General features: G+C 60.2%; 18 protein-coding genes. 13 read left to right on the top strand and 5 right to left on the bottom strand.

Annotated elements, in window-relative coordinates:
* The 7 genes from AEQ67_RS04175 to AEQ67_RS04150 all read left to right on the top strand — a co-directional run bounded on the left by AEQ67_RS04175 (nucleotide 1) and on the right by AEQ67_RS04150 (nucleotide 6292).
* A complete protein-coding gene (locus AEQ67_RS04175) occupies nucleotides 1–561 on the top strand; it encodes an MSMEG_0567/Sll0786 family nitrogen starvation N-acetyltransferase (RefSeq protein WP_059402630.1) in 561 nt (186 codons plus the stop codon).
* Entirely contained in the window at nucleotides 554–1585 is a 1032-nt protein-coding gene (locus tag AEQ67_RS04170; RefSeq protein ID WP_059402629.1) for a sll0787 family AIR synthase-like protein, read from the top strand. The genes AEQ67_RS04175 and AEQ67_RS04170 overlap by 8 nt, the downstream gene beginning before the upstream one ends.
* Nucleotide 1586: 1 nt before the next feature.
* Entirely contained in the window at nucleotides 1587–1922 is a 336-nt protein-coding gene (locus tag AEQ67_RS04165; RefSeq protein ID WP_059402628.1) for an MSMEG_0570 family nitrogen starvation response protein, read from the top strand.
* A 51-nt stretch (nucleotides 1923–1973) separates the two neighbouring features.
* A complete protein-coding gene (locus AEQ67_RS04160) occupies nucleotides 1974–3275 on the top strand; it encodes an MSMEG_0569 family flavin-dependent oxidoreductase (RefSeq protein ID WP_059402627.1) in 1302 nt (433 codons plus the stop codon).
* Nucleotides 3276–3403: 128 nt separating this feature from the next.
* Nucleotides 3404–4621: a YbfB/YjiJ family MFS transporter gene (locus tag AEQ67_RS04155; RefSeq protein ID WP_236710271.1), complete on the top strand. Its 1218-nt coding sequence runs from the start codon at nucleotides 3404–3406 to the stop codon at nucleotides 4619–4621.
* A gap of 116 nt (nucleotides 4622–4737) precedes the next feature.
* Entirely contained in the window at nucleotides 4738–5019 is a 282-nt protein-coding gene (locus tag AEQ67_RS34725) for a hypothetical protein (RefSeq protein ID WP_152974796.1), read from the top strand.
* Between the two features lie 28 nt (nucleotides 5020–5047).
* A complete protein-coding gene (locus AEQ67_RS04150; RefSeq protein WP_059402626.1) occupies nucleotides 5048–6292 on the top strand; it encodes an MFS transporter in 1245 nt (414 codons plus the stop codon).
* Here AEQ67_RS04150 and AEQ67_RS04145 read toward each other — a convergent pair.
* A complete protein-coding gene (locus tag AEQ67_RS04145; protein ID WP_059402625.1) occupies nucleotides 6212–7123 on the bottom strand; it encodes a LysR family transcriptional regulator in 912 nt (303 codons plus the stop codon). The two genes, AEQ67_RS04150 and AEQ67_RS04145, sit on opposite strands and share 81 nt — an antisense overlap.
* 259 nt (nucleotides 7124–7382) lie before the next feature.
* On the opposite strand from AEQ67_RS04145, the gene AEQ67_RS04140 reads away from it, so the two are divergent.
* From AEQ67_RS04140 to AEQ67_RS04125, 4 genes are all read left to right on the top strand, one after another.
* A complete protein-coding gene (locus AEQ67_RS04140) occupies nucleotides 7383–7697 on the top strand; it encodes a DUF485 domain-containing protein (protein ID WP_059402624.1) in 315 nt (104 codons plus the stop codon).
* On the top strand, nucleotides 7694–9367 hold the full coding sequence (gene actP / locus AEQ67_RS04135) for a cation/acetate symporter ActP (protein WP_059402623.1): 1674 nt from the start codon (nucleotides 7694–7696) through the stop codon (nucleotides 9365–9367). The genes AEQ67_RS04140 and actP overlap by 4 nt, the downstream gene beginning before the upstream one ends.
* A 151-nt stretch (nucleotides 9368–9518) precedes the next feature.
* On the top strand, nucleotides 9519–10073 hold the full coding sequence (locus AEQ67_RS04130) for a cytochrome b (RefSeq protein WP_059402622.1): 555 nt from the start codon (nucleotides 9519–9521) through the stop codon (nucleotides 10071–10073).
* A gap of 2 nt (nucleotides 10074–10075) precedes the next feature.
* Nucleotides 10076–11092 (top strand): NAD(P)H-dependent flavin oxidoreductase, encoded by a 1017-nt coding sequence (locus AEQ67_RS04125; protein WP_059402621.1) that lies wholly within the window; start codon nucleotides 10076–10078, stop codon nucleotides 11090–11092.
* An 83-nt stretch (nucleotides 11093–11175) separates the two neighbouring features.
* Here the strand turns inward: AEQ67_RS04125 and AEQ67_RS04120 are convergent, their stop codons facing one another.
* Nucleotides 11176–12069: a LysR family transcriptional regulator gene (locus AEQ67_RS04120; protein ID WP_059402917.1), complete on the bottom strand. Its 894-nt coding sequence runs from the start codon at nucleotides 12067–12069 to the stop codon at nucleotides 11176–11178.
* A gap of 113 nt (nucleotides 12070–12182) precedes the next feature.
* Here AEQ67_RS04120 and AEQ67_RS04115 point away from each other — a divergent pair, with 113 nt between their 5' ends.
* Nucleotides 12183–12893: an MOSC domain-containing protein gene (locus AEQ67_RS04115; protein ID WP_059402620.1), complete on the top strand. Its 711-nt coding sequence runs from the start codon at nucleotides 12183–12185 to the stop codon at nucleotides 12891–12893.
* Nucleotides 12894–12927: 34 nt separating this feature from the next.
* A complete protein-coding gene (locus AEQ67_RS04110) occupies nucleotides 12928–14025 on the top strand; it encodes an NAD(P)H-dependent flavin oxidoreductase (RefSeq protein ID WP_059402619.1) in 1098 nt (365 codons plus the stop codon).
* 373 nt (nucleotides 14026–14398) lie between these two features.
* Here AEQ67_RS04110 and AEQ67_RS04105 read toward each other — a convergent pair whose 3' ends face one another.
* The 3 genes from AEQ67_RS04105 to AEQ67_RS04095 all read right to left on the bottom strand — a co-directional run bounded on the left by AEQ67_RS04105 (nucleotide 14399) and on the right by AEQ67_RS04095 (nucleotide 18720).
* Complete coding sequence (locus tag AEQ67_RS04105; protein WP_059402618.1) at nucleotides 14399–15979, bottom strand: aldehyde dehydrogenase (NADP(+)); 1581 nt, start codon at nucleotides 15977–15979, stop codon at nucleotides 14399–14401.
* A 72-nt stretch (nucleotides 15980–16051) separates the two neighbouring features.
* On the bottom strand, nucleotides 16052–17599 hold the full coding sequence (locus tag AEQ67_RS04100) for a UxaA family hydrolase (RefSeq protein ID WP_059402617.1): 1548 nt from the start codon (nucleotides 17597–17599) through the stop codon (nucleotides 16052–16054).
* Between the two features lie 167 nt (nucleotides 17600–17766).
* Nucleotides 17767–18720, bottom strand: coding sequence for a LysR family transcriptional regulator (locus AEQ67_RS04095; protein ID WP_059402616.1), 954 nt, complete (start codon nucleotides 18718–18720; stop codon nucleotides 17767–17769).
* Nucleotides 18721–18751: the final 31 nt, after the last annotated feature.

Genomic DNA, 18751 nt, shown 5'->3' with positions numbered 1-18751 from the left:
ATGCCGAATCTCGCCTTTGCGTTGGTCGACAGCACCTTCGAACCGTTTCGCGCCGGTGAACTGGTGGTCAAACCCGCCAGTGAGCACTGGGAAAAGCAGGCCTATTTCGCCCTGCGGCGCTCGGTGTTTTCCGATGAGCAACAACTGCTGGTGCAGGACAAGGACCGCCATGATTTCCAGGCGATCGCCATCGTCGCCCTGGCCGGCAATTGCGGGATCGCCGATCAAGTGGTGGGCGCGGTGCGCATCTATCAGCCGGAGCCGGGCCTGTGGTTTGGCGGGCGCTTGTGTGTGGCCCCGGCGTATCGGCGGCACAGCATGATCGGCAAGGCGTTGGTCAACGAAGCGGTGTCACGGGCCAAGGAGTTGGGCTGCGAGGTTTTTCGCGCGACCGTGCAGGCGCAGAACGAAGTCTATTTTCACGGCTTGTGCTGGCAAACCCTCGAACAGTTGGCGTTGCTCGGTCAGCCGCACTGTTTGATGCAGGCGGATTTGCCGAGCTACCCGTTGATGCCGCGCCAGGTTTCATTGCGCGCGCTGAAGGTGGCTCGCCATGACTGAATGTTTTGATTTGGCGGCGCTGCTCGACAGCCTGCGCGCTACGCCGGCAATGCGTTCGAAACAGGCGATCCAGCAGCCTGCGGCCGTTATCGGTAAGGCGAAACAAGCGCTGACCCGCGAACAGCTTTACGCCTTGCCCGGTGATGACACGGCAGCGATTGCCTGTGGCGATCATTTTCAGCTGCTGGCCATCGAAGGCATGTTGCCGGCGTTCGTCGAGACTGCACCATGGTTTGCCGGGTGGTCTGCGGTCATGGCCAATGTCAGCGACATCACCGCCATGGGCGGTCGTGCCACGGCAGTGGTCAACGCTTACTGGCATCACGACGATGAATCCGCGCAGCAATTACTGGCAGGTATTCGCGCCGCGTGCGACGCCTACGGATTGCTGCTGGCCGGCGGGCATACCAGCCTCATGGCGGGTAATCCGGCGGCGCTGGCGGTAGCGATTACCGGCATCGCGCAAACATTACTGTCGACCTTGCATGTCGCGCCCGGTCAGGTCATCGCCATGGCGGTGGACCTTGAAGGGCATTGGCATGCCGACAGCACGTACTGGAAAGCCTTCGAAGGTGTACCGGCCGAGCGCCTGCGCAGCAAGCTCGACGTGCTGCCACGCCTGGCCGAAGCGCAACTGCTGCACGCGGCCAAAGACATCAGCAACGCGGGGATTCTCGGCAGCCTGTTGATGCTGCTGGAAACCACCGGCTGCGGCGCGACCATCGATTTATCCGCGCTGCCCGGTCCTGCGGATGCCGACCTCGCGCGCTGGCTACAGGTGTTTCCCAGCTACGGCTTTTTAATGACGCTGGATGAGCGTGACTGGCCGCAGGTGCAGAGCGCTTTTGCCTTCGAAGGCGTGCGCTGCGAACGCATTGGCCAGGTCAACGCCAGTGGCACGTTGCGTGTCCAGTCCGGCGCACAACACGGCGACTTCTGGAACCTGCGCGAGCAATCGTTCACCGGCTTCAGCTATCCCCATCTCGATCTGAGCCCTTTAAAACTTAATCAACAGGAGCACTGACATGCCCGCCGTCAATTTCAAAATTCGCTGGCCCAATGGCCGGGAAGCGACCGGTTATTCACCTTCGACCGTGATCTATCAATACCTGGAGGAGGGCGCCAGTTACCCGCTGACAGACTTTCTGCAACGCATCGAAGGCGCACTGAACAATGCCTCGGAACGGGTCAAGCAGGTCAAGGGTTTCTATTGCAGTTCGGCGATGGACACCTTGAGTTCGCTCAAGGGCCAGGCCAGTTACCTGGTCGATCCAGGCCTCGCCGATGGCCCGGTGGACATTCTGAGCATGCGCACCGAAGGCGCCGGCCAGGTGATCGGGGCGGGCTGGAGCTCATTCTGATTCATCGATTTTTCCCTTAACCCTGTTCGTTACCCAGTACCGGAGCACCCCATGACCAGCCACCTCACTTCAATCAAAACTCCACACCACAGCGTGATCGTCGTCGGCGGCGGCCAGGCCGGGTTATCCGCCAGCTACTACCTGCAACAACAGGGCATCGATCATTTGGTCCTGGAAAAACACAGCCTGACTCACACCTGGCGCAACCAGCGCTGGGATGCTTTCAGTCTGGTCACGCCCAACTGGCAATGCGCCTTGCCGGGTTACACCTACACCGACGGCTTCAACGGCAGCGATCCTCATGGGTTCATGAAGAAGGACGAGATCAACGAGTACCTGGCCGGCTTCGTCAAATCAGTCAACGCCCCGGCCCGTGAAGGCGTCACGGTGCAACGCGTGGTGCCGCGCAGCCAAGGTGGTTTCGAGGTACACACCTCGCAAGGCGAATTCAGCGCCGATCAGGTGATTGTCGCGTCGGGCGGGTATCACACGCCGATCATCCCGCGCCTGGCCGAACGCTTGCCATCGGGCATTCATCAGCTTCATTCCGAGCAATACCGCAATCCGCAGGCCTTGCCCGCCGGCAATGTGCTGGTGGTTGGCTCCGGGCAGTCGGGTGCGCAAATTGCCGAAGACTTGCACCTGACCGGGCGCAAAGTCTATCTGGCCGTCGGTGATGCGCCGCGTTGCGCCCGCTTCTACCGGGGCAAGGACGTGGTCGATTGGCTGGCTGAAATGGGCTACTACGAGATAGGCGTCGACACGCATCCGCTGCGTGAAGGCGTGCGCGATAACACCAACCACTACGTCACCGGTCGTGATGGCGGGCGGGATATCGACTTGCGCAACTTCGCTCGCGAAGGCATGGAATTGTTTGGTCGTCTTGACGGGTTGCAGGGCACTCGCTTGCAGTTTGCCAACAATCTGGGTGAAAGCCTGGACAGTGCCGACGCGGTCTACAACCGAATCAATGCATCGATCGACAAGTACATCGAACAGCACGCGATCGACGCCCCGGTGGGTGAGCGTTATGAGCCTACCTGGGTGCCAGAGCAGGAGCGCAGCGAACTGGACCTCGACGCCGAAGGCATCACCAGCATCATCTGGTGCATCGGCTTCAGCCCGGACTTTACCTGGGTCGAGGCGCCGGTCTTCAACGGGCGAGGGCATCCTGGGCACCAGCGCGGGGTGACGGCGCAGGCGGGTTTGTACTTCCTCGGATTGCCGTGGCTGTATACGTGGGGCTCGGGGCGTTTCTCTGGGGTGGCGCGGGACGCGGAGTATCTGGTTGAGCACATTGTCGAAGGCGCGCATGAGAGCGCATCACAGCGACGTCGTTTGGCTGCTGGCTAGGCAACGTCAAAGTCTCTGGTAGACCTTGGTTATCTTAATTACAGATAGCTGTGATCGTATTAATGCGCTTCTTAAGATATAGGCGCGCGCGTAGTGTCTGCCCTGTCTGAAGAACAGAAGGGCAGATGATGACAAGGGTGAATCCAACAATCGCCGTTGCGCAGCCGACGCTGCGGCCAGCCAGTGCCGGGTGGGCAACGGTGGCCGGTTTTGCTGCAAGCCTGGTTGGCATCGGCCTGGCGCGGTTTGCTTATACGCCGCTGCTGCCGTCGATTATCGGCGCCCACTGGTTTGATCCTTCCAAGGCTGCCTACCTCGGTGCAGCCAACCTGGCCGGCTATCTGGCCGGCGCCATTTTCGGTCGCTCGATGGCGGCGAAAACCTCAACGGTGTTCATGCTCCGGGCCATGATGTTGCTGGCCAGTCTGGCGTTTTTCGCCTGTGCCTGGCCTGTGTCGTTCGCGTGGTTCTTCGCCTGGCGTTTCCTTTCGGGAACCGCGGGTGGCGCGCTGATGGTGTTGGCCGCTCCGACTGTTTTGGCCCATGTACCGCCGTCCCGGCGCGGGTTGGTCGCCGGGATTATTTTCATGGGCGTGGGTGTGGGCATTGCTGCTTCCGGGACACTGGTGCCGCTCTTGCTGCAACAGGGCCTCGGGGAAACCTGGATGGGGCTTGGGGTGATTTCCCTGGTGCTGACTGCCATTGCCTGGCGGGGATGGCCGAGAGGCGCTGCTCCGGCGGCCAAAGCCACGCACGCTCAGCGCGCGACGCCGAACGGCACGCTCAAGGCGCTGTATGTCGAGTACGCGCTCAACGCAGCCGGGTGGGTGCCGCACATGATTTTTCTCGTGGATTTCGTCGCGCGGGGCAGGGGCGAAGGTCTTCAAGTGGGGGCGCAGTATTGGGTGCTTTTCGGCATTGGTGCCACCGTCGGACCACTGCTTGCCGGGGTAGTGGCTGACCGGATTGGATTCGGTCGCGCCTTACGGCTGGCGTTCCTCGTGGAAGCCATCAGCGTCGCAGTGCCAGCCCTTGGGCTCGGAACCGTCTGGTTGATGATGTCCAGCGTCATCGTCGGGGCGTTTGTCACCGGTACGGTGCCACTGGTGTTAGGGCGGGTGCATGAGATTCTCGCCCATCACCCCGCGCAGCAGAGTTCGGCCTGGCAAACAGCGACGGTGGGGTTTGCGTTGTTTCAAGCGGTGGCCGCTTATGGGTTGTCGTTCCTGTTTTCTTACAGCGATGGGAATTACGCCTTGCTCTTCGTGATTGGCACGTCGGCGATGGTGATCGCGTTTGTGATTGATGTGGTGGCGGTGGCGAAAAAGCGCTGCCCATTGGCGTGATGCTGTTCATTGTAGGAGCTGGCTTGCCAGCGAAGACGGCCTGACAGCCAACCAATCTCCCGCAGGCGTACCGCATTCAAATGTGGGAGCGAGCCTGCTCGCGAAGGACGTTAACGATGACGCGTTTTAACAGGATAAACGTGGTGCATCCGAATCCTTCGCTGGCAAGCCAGCTCCTACCTTCGACCGCGTTCGCCCAGACAACTCGATCAACTGTAGGAGCTGGCTCGCCAGCGAAGGACGTCAACGATGACGGTTTTCAACAGGATAAACGTGGCGCATTTGAGTGCTTCGCTGGCAAGCCAGCTCCTACAGGGGATTGTGGTTTTCAGCTTTTGATCTTGCCGTTGCCGTGGCTTTTGATCTTGATCTGCAGCCCCTATCCAAAAACCCCGTAAGTGAACAATCGCCGGAGCCTCTGACACCGTGAATTATTCCGATCGTAACCTGATGTATTGGCGCCGAAACCTGGCCGTGTGTGTCTTCGGTTCGTTCACCACCCTGGTAAGCCTGAGCATGTTGCTGCCGTTTCTACCGCTGTACGTCCAGCAACTGGGCGTTACTGCCCAGGCGGACGTGGTGCAATGGTCAGCCGTGGCATTCGGCGCGACTTTTTTTGGTACGGCGATTACCGCGCCGCTCTGGGGACGCCTGGCCGACCGCTATGGCCGTAAACCGATGTTGGTCAGGGCGGCCATCGGCATGGCTGTGGTGATGTCACTGATCGGGCTGGCCCGGGACGTGACCGACCTGGTTGCACTGCGTCTGATCGCCGGCCTCATCGGTGGCTACGCCTCCGCTTCCATCGTCATGATTGGCTCTCAGGTCCCGCGCGAAAAGGCCGGGTGGGCACTCGGCGTTCTGTCCACGGGCGCCTTGTCCGGCAATCTGATCGGGCCGCTGGTGGGTGGATTCTTACCCGAGCTCGTCGGTATTCGCGGCACCTTTTTCGTGGGGGGCGGGATGATTGCCGTCGCTGCGATGACGACAATCCTGTTCATTCGCGAGGATTTCGATCGGGTGGCGGACGCTAAACAACGCAAGCAGAAAACCCGGCCTGAAGGTGCTGACGCCAAATGGCCAATCATCGGTGCACTGCTGATTACCGCGATGATGGTGCTGCTAGCCAACATGTCGATCGAGCCGATCATCACCGTCTACATCGGCGACCTCGGTGTCGCGTCTGACAGTCAGGCGCGTATCGCCGGCATCGTCATGGCCTGTTCAGCGTTGGGCAGTATTTTGACCGCCGCCAAACTGGGTGCGCTGGCAGACCGGGTGGGCAGCTGGAACGTTATTGTCGGGTGTCTGTTGCTGACCGCTGTCGTCATGGTGCCCCAGGCGTTCGTCACGCAATGGTGGCAACTGGCAGTGTTGCGCGGGCTCATGGGCATGACCATTGCGGGACTGCTGCCATCGATTGCCAAGCTGATCCGGCATTCGGTTGAAGAGCACAACACCGGCAAGATACTCGGCTACCTGCAATCGGCGCAGTTCTCTGGACAGGTTATCGGGCCACTGATCGGTGGCCAGATTGGCGCGCATCTCGGCTTGCATCACGTGTTCCTGGTGACGGCCGCATTGTTGGTGCTATGCGCCGGGATGAACGGCTGGGTGAGGAATCGCTACCTGGGCGACACCGTCCAGACGAACGCTGTCGAGAAAGGTTGATAACGCGCTGGAAAAATAGCCATCAATGCGCCTGACAAACACCGTCTCCACGTCGGCGATTTCGGGCGCCAGTTCATGCACGTTGACCAACCCCTCGCGCAATGCGCTTGCAACGACGCCTCTGGGCAACAGCGTGACCCCGACGCCAGCGGAAACGCAGGCAATGATCGCTTCGATCGAACCAAACTCCAGCGGCTCAGGCGCCAGGATGCCGAGGTTAGCCAGCAAAGAATCCAGGCGCTGGCGGTAGGAGCACCCGATTCGAAAGACCACCGTTTTCAGATTGTCGACCGACGCGACTGCGTCCAGGCTGCTAATGGCGCAGGACGTGACCAATACGAGCTCTTCGCGAAAGGCCTGCTCACTCTGCAATTCCGGATGATTGACCGGGCCGACGACAAACGCGCCCTCAAGCTTACTGTCGATGACGCCCTGGATCAGGCTGCAGGTGGTGCCGGTGCGAATCACCGGGCGAACGTCCGGGTAAGCCTTGGCAAACTTTGCGATCAGCCGTGGCAGACGCAGCGCCAGCGTCGTCTCCAGCGTACCGATTTCAAACACACCTTTTGGATGCCCGTCGTCGCGCGCGGCGCAAGACGCATCGGACAGGAGCCTGGAAAGACGTGCGGCAAAGGGCAGGATCCGGCGCCCGGCCGCTGTGACTTGCACGCCTCGGGCGCTGCGTTGAAACAGTGCAACCCCCAGTTCGTCCTCCAGCGAGCGAATCCTCGCGGAAACGTTCGACTGCACGGTATTCAACTCGCTAGCCGCCTTGTTCATGCTGCCATGGCGCGCAACCGCGTCGACCACCTTGAGATCCGTCACATCCATCGCGTTCACCTATCTCAAAAACCAATAACTGATGACAAAAAACAACTTTTAAGAGATTAGTTTTCATGGAGTGTAAAGACAAGTAAAGCGTGTCTGATTTCATCAAAAGAGATCACAAGCATCATTAATGATCGTTTTACATGATTGTAGGCCAGGCATAGGTTGAGGGTGCACAGACACCGCAGCCAGTGGCAAATCGAGTCTTCGAATTTGAGGCTGTGGAACAATAATAACGCGTCCACTGCAACACGGAGTCAACGTGAATCATGCATCCGAATCAGCCAGAATTCGCAATCACCCCCGGTATCAGGAGTTGGTCTCACGGCAGCGAAGATTCGTCGCTGGCCTTACCGCCGCCACCCTAGTCCCGTACTTCACGTTCATCCTCGTCGCCGCCTTCGCGCCCCAGCTCCTGGCTCAGAAGCTGTCGGCAACCAGCATCATCAACATAGGTTGGCCGCTGGGCGTCGCCTTCATTGTCGGCGCCTGGTTGTTTACCGGCCTGTACATCCTTCGTGCCAATGGTGAGTTCGATGACCTCACCGCCGAAATCCGCGCGGGGGTCATCGTATGAAGCCGCTTTTTCGATACCTCATTGTTCCTGCTGTGCTGGGCGCGATGACGACGTGTGCCTCTGCCGCCGAAGTCTTGCAGGCGGTGGAAAAGCAGCCGCTTAACATCACCGCCATTGCAATGTTCCTGGTCTTCGTCCTGACAACGCTGGGCATCACCTATTGGGCCGCCTCCAAGACCAAATCGATGGACGATTTCTACACGGCCGGAGGCGGCATTACCGGCTTCCAGAACGGATTGGCGCTGGCCGGGGACTACATGTCGGCGGCTGCGCTGCTGGGGGTCACCAGCATGTTCTTCTTCAACGGCTTCGATGGCTTGCTCTACTCGATCAGCTTCTTCGTCGCCTGGCCGCTGCTGCTGTTCCTGTTTGCCGAGCGCATCCGCAATCTGGGGCGTATCACCATCTCGGACATTGCCTCGTTTCGACTCGATCAAAATCGCATTCGAACGATGACAGCCTTCGGTTCGTTGACCGTGGTCTGCTTTTATCTGGTGGTGCAGATGGTGGGCGCGGGGCAGCTGATCCAGCTGCTGTTCGGACTTCCCTACAACTATGCGGTGATCGCGGTCGGGCTGTTGATGGCGGTCTACGTCACCTTTGGCGGGATGGTCGCTACCACGTGGGTGCAGATCATCAAGGCCGGTTTGCTGCTGTTGGGCGGAACGCTGCTGGCGATTCTGGCGCTGAGCAAGTTCGGGTTTTCCTTCGAACAGTTGTTCACGCAAGCGGTGGCCGCTCATCACGATGGCGAACGAATCCTGCTGCCGAGCAAGTTGGTGGCCGACCCGCTGGCACTGATCTCGCTGTCACTGGGCCTGGTCTTCGGCACCGCAGGATTGCCGCACATCCTCATGCGCTTCTTTACCGTGCCGGACGCCAAACAGGCGCGTAAATCGGTGTTCGTTGCCACGGGTTTCATCGGGTTTTTCTACCTGATCGTAGCGATCCTGGGGTTGGCGGCGATCGTGATTGTCGGTCAAGACCCGGCCTTTTATGAGTCCGGCATTGTCGGTGGAAAGCTCATCGGCGGCAGCAACATGCCGGTGATGCACCTGGCCAAAGCCGTTGGCGGTGACCTGCTGCTGGGCTTCATCTCCGCCGTCGCGTTTGCCACGATCCTGGCCGTGGTGTCCGGGCTCACCATGGCCGGGACTTCGGCGATTTCACATGATCTGTACGTCATGGTCTTCCGGAAAAACCGCGCCAATGCAAAAGACGAGCGCCGTGTTTCGCGGATCGCTTCGGTCGGCATCGGCATCGTTGCAGTGGTCCTGGGTATTTTGTTCAAGGACCAGAACATCGCGTTCCTGGTGGCGCTGACGTTTGGCGTGGCGGCCTCGGTCAACTTTCCGATACTCGTGCTTTCGATGTACTGGAAAGGGCTGACCACACGAGGCGCGTTGATCGGCGGTATCGCCGGGCTGGTGAGCTCGGTCAGCCTGGTCGTGCTCTCGCCGGCGGTGTGGGTCAAAGTGCTGGGAAATCCCGAGGCGATTTTCCCCTTTGACTACCCGGCCATCATCTCGATGAACGTGGCGTTCTTCTTCACTTGGCTCGGCTCGGTCACCGATCGCAGCGCCGGGGCAGTGCTTGAGCGCGAGCGTTTCGATGACCAGCTCATCCGCGCCCAGACCGGCCTTGGGGCCTCCCAGGCTGTCAGCCATTAAGGGCATCTGTAGGAGCGAGCTTGCTCGCGAAGGGCCTGAGGGCGACGCGTTTATTCAGCAGACACGCGTTATCGTTAACGTCCATCGCGAGAAAGCTCGCTCCTACAGAGATATCAGGCAACTGCCTGTCACTTCCAAAAAGGAGTCAGCCATGCAACTTCGAGACAATGGCTTAAGATTTTCACCCATCACCGTCGTGCTGCACTGGGTCGTGGCGTTGTCGCTGCTCGCGATCTTCGGCCTGCAGCTGGTGATCGGTCAGGCGTCCAGCGATGTCGTGCGGATGCCTTTCATACACCTGCAAAACCTCATGGGGCTAATGCTGTTCCTGGTATCGATTTATCGGTTCTGGGCCAGGATCACCTCTTACCATCCGCTGCCGGTGGGCACGCCCAATCCGATTGAAGTGATTATCAGCCGTTCCGTCGCGGTGGCGCTCGCGCTGGCGATGGTGTTGCTGCCGGTCGCGGTCTGGGCTTCGCGGTCGGCTGCTGGAGAGACGGTGGGCTTGCCTGGAGGATTTTACATTCCGGCGCTCCTGCCCAACCACGCAGGACTCAAACACGTGGTCGATGTGCTCTTCGATATCGGCGCATCGGCATTCCTCGCCGGGCTGGCGTTGCATGTCTTCGGTGCGGTCAAGAATCACTTTCTCCTGAAGAACAACACGCTCAAGCGGATGCTTGGCAAACACGTGGAGCTGTGAGCATGAACGAAGCCAAATCAGATTTTGCGGGCAATGCCATCACGCAACTGTGTGGCGTGAAATACCCGATCTTTCTCGGCGGGATGGCGGCCATTTCCGGTCCCCAGCTGGTGGCGGCAGTCGCCAACGCCGGGGGCATGGGCGTGATCGGCGGTCTGCGCCTGCCGCCCTTGACCTTGCGCCGATGGATAGAGGAAACCCGGGCGCAGACCGACAAACCGTTTGGTGTGAACCTGGTGCCGCAATTCGGTGGTCCGGATGTCTTTGAAGCGCAGTTCCAGGTCGTCCTTAAGGAAAAACCCCGGCTGCTGTCACTGTTTTATGCCGAGGCCTATTCCGCCGACATGATTCCCCGGGCGAAAGACGCAGGGCTGACGGTCATGGTGCAAGCGGGGTCGGTGGAGCTGGCCAGAATCGCCATCGCCCAAGGAGCGGACATTGTCGTGGCGCAAGGCAGTGAAAGTGGCGGACAATTAAACCGAGGCACGGGTGGCATCATGGCGTTGTTGACGGCGATCCTGGCTGTTGCAGCGGGTCGACCGGTGCTCGCGGCTGGCGGCATCACCCACGGCGCCGATGTCCGGGCATTGATGTCACTCGGCGCGTCTGGGGTGGTAGTGGGCACGGCGTTTATTGCCACCGACGAGTCGAATGCGCATCCGCTGTACAAGCAAAAAATCGTCGAGGCGACCACGGATGACACCGAATACCGAACGGGTTACTCGTTCGGCTGGACCTACGGCACGCCGCACCGGGTGATCCCCAACCGTGACAAGTGGAACCTGTTGCGCTTCATTGGCGGTGGCGCACGGGCGATCGATAAACCACGGATGGCGAAGAAGCTGTCGCTGTACGCGGGGCAGGGGGTTGGCAAGATCCACAGTGTGGTTCCTGCGGCAGAGCGCGTGGCAGAACTGGTGCGTGGATTGTCGATGAGCGCAGGCGCACAGGTCAGCGTCGATCACGCCGCGCGGGGCAGGTTCATGCTTGAGGAGAGAAGGTCGCTTGGCTGGCAGTAAGCGGCGTCATTGAGCGTGAGATGAAAACCGGCTCGGTGGGATTCACCGAGCCGTTTTTCGTGGCGATGCAACCATTACCGGATTCAGATCGGCAGACTCGCCGGCCGGGCAATCTGTTGTTGTGCCAAGCCGATGAACGCGCTCATGGCCGAGGTGATCATCGAGTCGTTTCTGCGGATGAAAACGGTCGAGACGTGAGCGAATTCGGCCGGTAGCGTGTGGCAACGAATGGCATGGCGCACGCTGCAGTTTTCGGCGATGGCCTTGGGCAGCAGGGTCACGCCCATGCCGGCGGCGACGCACGACAAGATGCCGTCGAGGGTGCCCAGTTCCATGATCGGGTTGGGCACCAGTCCGACCTGATAGAACCAGTTTTCGAGTGTCGAGCGGTAGAAGCAGCCTGTGCGGAAGACCAGCACGGTCTGCTGGGGGATTTTCTCGATGAGTGCCGCCAGTGAATCGAAGTGGTTGCTGCTGACCAGCACCAGTTCTTCCTGGAACACTTCTTCCTGGGTCAACGCCGAGTTCTGGTGGAAGCCGCCGACGAAGGCACCGTCGAGTCGATGCGCTTCAATCGCCTTGATCAGCTCGGCGGTGGTGCCGGTCAGCAATGACAACTGAACCTCGGGGTATTTCTCGCGGTACTTCGTCAGCACTTGCGGCAAGCGAATGGCGGCCGTGGTTTCCATCGATCCCAGTCGCAGCAGACCTGCCGGAACGCCGGTGTCCATCAAGGCACTGCGACTCTCGTCTGTCAGCTGCAGGATGCGCCGCGCATACCCGAGGAAAGTCTCGCCCGCCGAGGTCAGCACGACCCCGGATTTCTTGCGGATGAACAGCTCGCGATTCAGTTCGGCTTCGAGCTCCTTCACCCGCATGGTGACGTTGGACTGCACCGTGTTCACATTAATGGCGGCTGCCGTGAAGCTGCCAAGTTCGGCAACCGCGCAGAAAATCTTCAGTTGGCGCATTTCCATGATCATTGCCACCTATCATAAAAAGTGATGAGTCGCATCACGAGCCATCATTTTACGGCGCTGGTTGACGCTTAGTAAAGTCAATAAAACAGGTTGATGAGCGAAGTGGGACGATGACACCGACTGCAAAAATTGACCATGTGTTTGCCGGTGGTTTGGGTGTCTTGAAGCCTGAAGGGCAACGAACGGGCATCTTCAAACGCAGGATCTCAGGTTCCGCTCGCATCGACGTCAGTGGAATAGTCGGCGACCAGCACGGTGATACCCGGGTTCACGGCGGTCCGGAAAAGGCTGTTCATCACTATGCGGCGGAAAACTATCAGCGCCTGGCGCAGGCCTTTGCGCACTGCGCTGACGAGCTGATTCCAGGCAGCCTGGGCGAGAACATTTCAGCGTTTGAATTCACTGAGCTGAATGTGCATATCGGTGATGTATTTCAGGTTGGCAGCGCGGTGTTGCAGGTTTCTCAGCCGCGCAGCCCATGCTGGAAAATCAATCATCGCTTTGATGCCGAACGCATGTCGATGCATGTCGCCAAGGAGCGAATCACCGGTTGGTATTACCGTGTCCTGCAGCCAGGCTTTATTGAAGCGGGGGACACGATCGAACGGCTCGACCGGCACACCGAACGCTTCTCCATCGACCAGTTCTGGCAGGTGCAGTTGTCGCACCGGCCAGTGATCGATGACGTGCTCGCATTGGCGGCGACCGAAGGCTTGGCCGAGGACTGGAAACGGCGCCTGTCGGAGCGCGCGAAGTGGCTGCAACAGCGGCTTGAGAGTGCTTGCTCCGCCCCGAGAACGCCAGGAGATCAGGCGCAATAGCTTTTACTCACATTCATCACATTCAGGTGCTGTCATGTCCAATGCGTTGCTGTCTCTTTTGAACATTGAACTCCCCATCCTTCAATCGCCCATGGTCGGCGTATCCACACCCAAGCTCGCGGCGGCGGTGTCCAATGCCGGCGGGCTGGGGGCCATTGGCATTGGCGCGAGCCACGTCGAGCAGGCGCGAGCCATGTTGCGAGGGCCGGCGGCGCTGACGGACAAGCCCCTCAATGGGAATTTGTTTTGCCACCCGCCTGCCGTTCATGACCGTGATCGAGAGGCGCAGTGGCTGGATTTTCTGACGCCGTTTTTTGCCGAGTTCGGTGCCGTTGCGCCGGCTTCGCTGCGTGAGATCTACACCTCATTCGTCGAAGACCCGGAGACGCTGCAGATGCTGCTGGAAGAACGGCCAGCTGTGGTCAGCTTCCATTTTGGCTTGCCGCCGCAACCGGCAATCGACGCACTCAAGGCCGCCGGCATCATCCTGCTCTGTTCGGTGACGAACCTCGCCGAAGCGCAGCTGGCCGAACATGCCGGCGTGCATGCGCTGGTGGCGCAAGGTTACGAAGCCGGGGGCCATCGCGGGGTGTTCGATCCGCAACAGGACACCGAGATGGGCACGTTTGCGCTGGTGCGTGTGCTGGTCGACGCGTGCACACTGCCGGTGATCGCGGCGGGCGGCATCATGGATGGCGCGGGCATCAAGGCGGTCATGCAACTGGGGGCCAGTGCAGCGCAGTTGGGAACGGCGTTTATCCTCTGCCCTGAATCCTCCGCCAACAGCACCTATCGCGAAGCGCTGAAGGGGCCGCGTGCGCACCAGACCAAAGTCACCCGCGTGATCTCCGGCCGGGCGGCTCGGGGCATGGTCAACCGCAACTTCTCCAGCCTGGAAGCGGGCAGCTCGGCGCTGCCCGACTACCCGCTGACCTACGACGCCAACAAAGCACTCAACGCCGCAGCAAACGCCAAAGCCAACACCGAGTTCGCCGTGCAATGGGCCGGGCAGGGCGCACCACTGTGCCGCGAAATGCCGGCAGCGGCGTTGGTGAATGTGCTGGCTGCGGAAATCAAAGCCTGCCCCTTGTGGGAGCGGGCTTGCCCGCGATGGCGGTCACTCAGGCAATGATGAAGTTGCCTGACACTCCGCTATCGCGGGCAAGCCCGCTCCCACATTGATTGTGTTCGGTCGTTAGCGTGTGTCAGTTCACCGGGTGCGTTGAGTGAACACAGAATTTGTGTACGACAGAGAGCCCCTGTAGGAGCCGAGCTTGCTCGCGAAGACGGCAGCACATTCAACATCTATGTGACTGATATACCGCTTTCGCGAGCAAGCTCGGCTCCTACAGGCGGTGTGTGAGTGAGTACAGAATGTGTGAGCGACAGTGATCAAAATGTGGGAGCGAGTTTGCTCGCGAAGACGGCAGCACATTCAACATCTATGTGACTGATACACCGTCTTCGCGAGCGAGCTCAGCTCCTACAGGGGTTGTGGTTGACCGTTAGAGCGCATCACGGGACGGTTGGCCGTCCACCAGGCGTTGGATGTTCAGTGGATTGGCGTTTTTCAATGGTTCCGGCAGCAGGTTGTCCGGGTAGTTCTGGAAACACACCGGCCGCAGGAAACGATCAATCGCCAGGGTGCCCACCGACGTGCCGCGCGCATCGGAAGTCGCCGGATACGGTCCGCCATGCACCATTGAATCGCAGACTTCCACGCCGGTCGGATAACCATTGAGCAGGATCCGCCCAACCTTTTGTTCCAGCAACGCCGTCAGCTCTGCGAACTGCGCAAAGTCCGCCGGTTCGCCAATGATCGTCGCCGTCAGCTGCCCGTGCAGGCCGTTCAGCGCGGCACTGAGTTGCGCCTGATCCGCCACTTCGACAAACACCGTGGTCGGGCCGAACACTTCCTCTTGCAGCACTTCATCGCCATCGATCAGCAGGCTTACATCAGCTTTGAACAGTTGCGGCTGGGCCTGATTGCCCTGTTGCGCCGCGCCGGCCAAATGCTCGATGCCAGGGTGCGCCAGGAGTTTTTGCAAGCCTTTGCCATAGCTGCTCAACGTTCCGGCATTGAGCATGGTCTGCGCCGGTTGATCACCGATAAAGCCCGCCACCTGCTGCACGAACGCGCTGAACTGCGGCGAACGAATGCCGATGACCAGGCCCGGATTGGTGCAGAACTGACCGCAGCCCTGAACCACCGAAGCCGTCAGGTCACGAGCCACGCTTTCTGCCCGAGCTTCAAGTGCCTGCGGCAAGACGATCACCGGGTTGATGCTCGACATCTCGGCGAACACCGGGATCGGCTGTGGACGCGCCGCCGCCATGTCGCACAATGCGCGACCGCCCTTGAGCGAACCGGTGAAACCCACTGCCTGAATCGACGGATGCTTGACCAGCGCTTCGCCAACCCCGCCGCCGTAGATCATATTGAAGACACCGGCGGGCATGCCGGTTTTTTCCGCGGCGCGGATGATTGCATCGGCCACGTGTTCAGCCGTGGCCATGTGGCCGCTGTGCGCCTTGAACACCACCGGGCAGCCGGCCGCCAATGCCGAAGCGGTGTCGCCGCCGGCCGTCGAGAACGCCAGGGGAAAGTTGCTCGCGCCAAACACCGCAACCGGCCCGAGACCGATGCGGTACTGGCGCAGGTCCGGACGCGGCAGCGGTTTGCGCTCCGGCAGTGCCTGATCGATGCGCGCACCATAAAAGTCACCGCGACGCAGCACCTTGGCGAACAGGCGCATCTGGCCACTGGTGCGGCCACGCTCGCCTTGAATCCGTGCAGCGGGCAATGCGGTTTCGCGGCAGACCAGCGCGACGAAGTCATCACCGAGCAAATCCAGTTCATCGGCGATAGCGTCGAGGAACTCGGCACGTTTGGCGGCGCTCAGGCTGCGGTAGGCCGGATAGGCGCCAGCGGCAGCCTTGGCCGCACGGTTGACCTCTTCAAGGGTGGCTTGATGGAAACTGTAAGGCAGCTGATCGCCCGTGCTGGCATCAACGCTTTTGACGATGACAGTGCCGGCAGCGCTGCGCTGGCCGCCGATGTAGTTGTGGCCGGTAATCGTAGACATTTCTGGCTCCAGAAAGAGAGGTTCGCATCCCCTTTACGGGGATGTCGGGGGAGGTGAGGAGAGGCCGTCGATTCAGGTGACAGCGCCGATCTGCCAGGGCACGAATTCGTTCTGGCCGTACCCGTGCTGTTCGCTCATGCTGCGTTCGCCCGAAGCGATGCGCAGCATGAGGTTGAAGATGGCTTCACCGCATTCTTCAATGGTCATGGTGTCTTCGGCGATCTCGCCGCAATTGATATCCATGTCCTCGCGTTGGCGATTCCACAACGCGGTGTTGGTTGCCAGTTTGATCGACGGGGAGGGCGCACAACCGTAGGCAGAGCCGCGTCCCGTGGTGAAGGCAATCAGGTTGGCGCCACCGGCCACCTGGCCCGTGGCCGACACCGGGTCGTAGCCGGGGGTGTCCATGAACACCAGGCCTTTCGCGCTGACCTGCTGCGCATATTCGTACACATCGACCAGGTTGCTCGAGCCTGCCTTGGCGACGGCGCCCAGCGACTTTTCGAGGATGGTGGTCAAGCCACCGACCTTGTTGCCGGCCGACGGGTTGTTGTTCAATTCGGCGCCCATGCGTTCGCAATACGCTTCCCACCAGTGAATCCGCGCGACGAGTTTTTCGCCCACGGCGCGGTCAACGGCGCGGCGGGTCAACAGGTGTTCGGCACCATAGATTTCCGGCGTTTCCGAAAGGATTGCCGTACCGCCGCAGGCGACCAGACGGTCCACGGCATTCCCCAGTGCAGGGTTGGCGGTGATCCCGGAATAACCGTCCGAACCGCCGCATTGCAGGCCAATCACCAGATGCTTGGCACTCACCGGTTCGCGCTTGACCTGGTTGGCCTCCTCAAGCAATTCCTTGACCTGGGCAATGCCGCTGGCAATGGCTTTAGAGGTGCCGCCGCTGTCCTGAATGCTGAAGGTGCGCAGGGTATTGCTCCTGCTCAGACCCTGGGTACTGAGCAACCCTTCGATCTGGTTGGTTTCGCAGCCCAGTCCGATCACCAGCACGGCCGCGAAGTTGGCATGGGTGGCGTAACCGGCCAATGTTCGGCGCAAAAGGGCCAGGCCTTCGCCTCCGGAGTCCATGGCGCAACCGGCGGAATGGGTCAGGGCGACCACGCCATCGACTTCGGGGTACGCCAGTAGCGCGGCCGGGTTGATATCGCGGCGGAAGTGGTCGGCGATGGCACGGGCCACGGTAGCCGAGCAGTTCACGGAGGTCAGGATGCCGATGTAATTGCGCGTCGCCACACGACCATCCGGACGCACGATGCCCATAAACACAGGCTCGTCGTTTAACGGCTGCTCAGGTTTCACATCGTGGCTGAAGGCGTAGTCGCGGGCGAAATCGCCCATGGCCAGGTTGTGCACATGCACGTGGTCACCGGCTTCGATCACCTCGGTGGCAAACCCGATGATCTGCCCGTAACGACGCAAGGGTTGGCCCGCTTCGACACGGCGCGAGGCGATCTTGTGGCCGGCGGGGACGGGCTGGCGGACGGTCACGCCGTCTTGTTCAAGGACTTCACCCGACAACAACGGTCGGCGGGCGATCAACACATCGTCCAGAGGATTGAGGCGCAGGACGGCGGCTGCGCCGGTTTTCATGATCAATTCCATCGGAAACTCTCTGGCTATCAAGCGTGGGAGGTCGCTGGCACACGGGCCGCGCCATACCTTTTGTGGCCCCACTATAAGAGCCCCCGGACGCTGATGCCTAATGAGACCTTTGGATTGATCGATAACCTTTCCTCATTGATCAGCCATTAACTCACTTGAAATGGTTGTCAAAGCGCTTCGCGTCGCAGCCTGGCGAACGCCAGCAGGATATCGGCAAATTCACGGGCCGCTTCGCTCAGGGGTTCGTCCTTGCGGGTGATGATGCCGTAGTCCTGTGGCTCGACCTTGAACGGCGTGTTGAGCACTTTGAGCAAGCCAATCTGGACCTGCGACTGGACCATGGATTCGGGCAGAAACGCGAGCATTGGCCCCGACTGCAGGAGTTGCAGGAAGGTCGGCATCGAGATGGTTTCAACGGTGTTGGTGGGCGTGCGCATGTTGAATTCGTTGAAGGCGCTTTCCATCCGCCGACGGATGGGCGCATTGAACGGGTACATGACCCACGGCCAGTCGCTGAGTTGTTCGATCGCCACCTCGTCGAACTGCGCGAGGGGATGGCGGCTGTTGACCACCAGGCAATAAGGCTCGGGCCCCAGCGCACGAAATTCGAACGGTTGCTGATAACGCTCATCGGTGAAGCGGGCAATGATCAGGTCGAGCTTTTTGTGCTCGAGCATTTCCAGCAGTTGATTACTGGTTTGCTCGATCACTTCGATGGACAGCATCGGGCGGTCCAGCTTGATCCGGGTGATGGCCTCGGGCAGCACCACCGAGGTCGCGGCGAAAATCGCGCCGACCTTCAAATGACCATGGCCACCCTTGCGCAGCTTATTCAGCTGATCGACGAAGGACTGCGTGTCGTCCAGCGTCATCCGCGCATAGCGCACGACAAACTCACCCAGTTCAGTGAGCGCCATGTTGCGGGTTTGCCGTTCGAACAAGGGGAATCCAAACAACAGCTCGATGTCGCGCAGCATCTTGCTGATGGCGGGCTGGGTCAGGTTCATCAGCTCGGCGGTGGTGTGCATGTTGCGGGTCCGGGCCAGCGTATCGACCAGCATCAGGTGCTTGATCTTGAGCCACTTGCTGACACTGGCGAATGAAATCTCGTCGTTTTCCATGAGGCGCTCAATCTGGTTGATAACGAAACGA

Source organism: Pseudomonas sp. RIT-PI-q (assembly GCF_001297125.1).
Lineage (GTDB): Bacteria > Pseudomonadota > Gammaproteobacteria > Pseudomonadales > Pseudomonadaceae > Aquipseudomonas.
Note: the sequence above shows the minus strand (reverse complement) of the source record. Positions and strands in the feature narration are given on the sequence as shown.

What these genes read in the sequence shown, in the direction of transcription:
- AEQ67_RS04120 (WP_059402917.1), bottom strand. Translation starts at nt 12,069, where the DNA reads ATGGAAATGCGCCAACTGAAGATTTTCTGCGCGGTTGCCGAACTTGGC.
- AEQ67_RS04165 (WP_059402628.1), top strand. Translation starts at nt 1,587, where the DNA reads ATGCCCGCCGTCAATTTCAAAATTCGCTGGCCCAATGGCCGGGAAGCG.
- AEQ67_RS04155 (WP_236710271.1), top strand. Translation starts at nt 3,404, where the DNA reads ATGACAAGGGTGAATCCAACAATCGCCGTTGCGCAGCCGACGCTGCGG.
- AEQ67_RS04145 (WP_059402625.1), bottom strand. Translation starts at nt 7,123, where the DNA reads ATGGATGTGACGGATCTCAAGGTGGTCGACGCGGTTGCGCGCCATGGC.
- AEQ67_RS04125 (WP_059402621.1), top strand. Translation starts at nt 10,076, where the DNA reads ATGAACGAAGCCAAATCAGATTTTGCGGGCAATGCCATCACGCAACTG.
- AEQ67_RS04170 (WP_059402629.1), top strand. Translation starts at nt 554, where the DNA reads ATGACTGAATGTTTTGATTTGGCGGCGCTGCTCGACAGCCTGCGCGCT.
- AEQ67_RS34725 (WP_152974796.1), top strand. Translation starts at nt 4,738, where the DNA reads ATGACGCGTTTTAACAGGATAAACGTGGTGCATCCGAATCCTTCGCTG.
- actP (WP_059402623.1), top strand. Translation starts at nt 7,694, where the DNA reads ATGAAGCCGCTTTTTCGATACCTCATTGTTCCTGCTGTGCTGGGCGCG.
- AEQ67_RS04100 (WP_059402617.1), bottom strand. Translation starts at nt 17,599, where the DNA reads ATGGAATTGATCATGAAAACCGGCGCAGCCGCCGTCCTGCGCCTCAAT.
- AEQ67_RS04160 (WP_059402627.1), top strand. Translation starts at nt 1,974, where the DNA reads ATGACCAGCCACCTCACTTCAATCAAAACTCCACACCACAGCGTGATC.
- AEQ67_RS04095 (WP_059402616.1), bottom strand. Translation starts at nt 18,720, where the DNA reads ATGGAAAACGACGAGATTTCATTCGCCAGTGTCAGCAAGTGGCTCAAG.
- AEQ67_RS04115 (WP_059402620.1), top strand. Translation starts at nt 12,183, where the DNA reads ATGACACCGACTGCAAAAATTGACCATGTGTTTGCCGGTGGTTTGGGT.
- AEQ67_RS04130 (WP_059402622.1), top strand. Translation starts at nt 9,519, where the DNA reads ATGCAACTTCGAGACAATGGCTTAAGATTTTCACCCATCACCGTCGTG.
- AEQ67_RS04105 (WP_059402618.1), bottom strand. Translation starts at nt 15,979, where the DNA reads ATGTCTACGATTACCGGCCACAACTACATCGGCGGCCAGCGCAGCGCT.
- AEQ67_RS04110 (WP_059402619.1), top strand. Translation starts at nt 12,928, where the DNA reads ATGTCCAATGCGTTGCTGTCTCTTTTGAACATTGAACTCCCCATCCTT.
- AEQ67_RS04175 (WP_059402630.1), top strand. Translation starts at nt 1, where the DNA reads ATGCCGAATCTCGCCTTTGCGTTGGTCGACAGCACCTTCGAACCGTTT.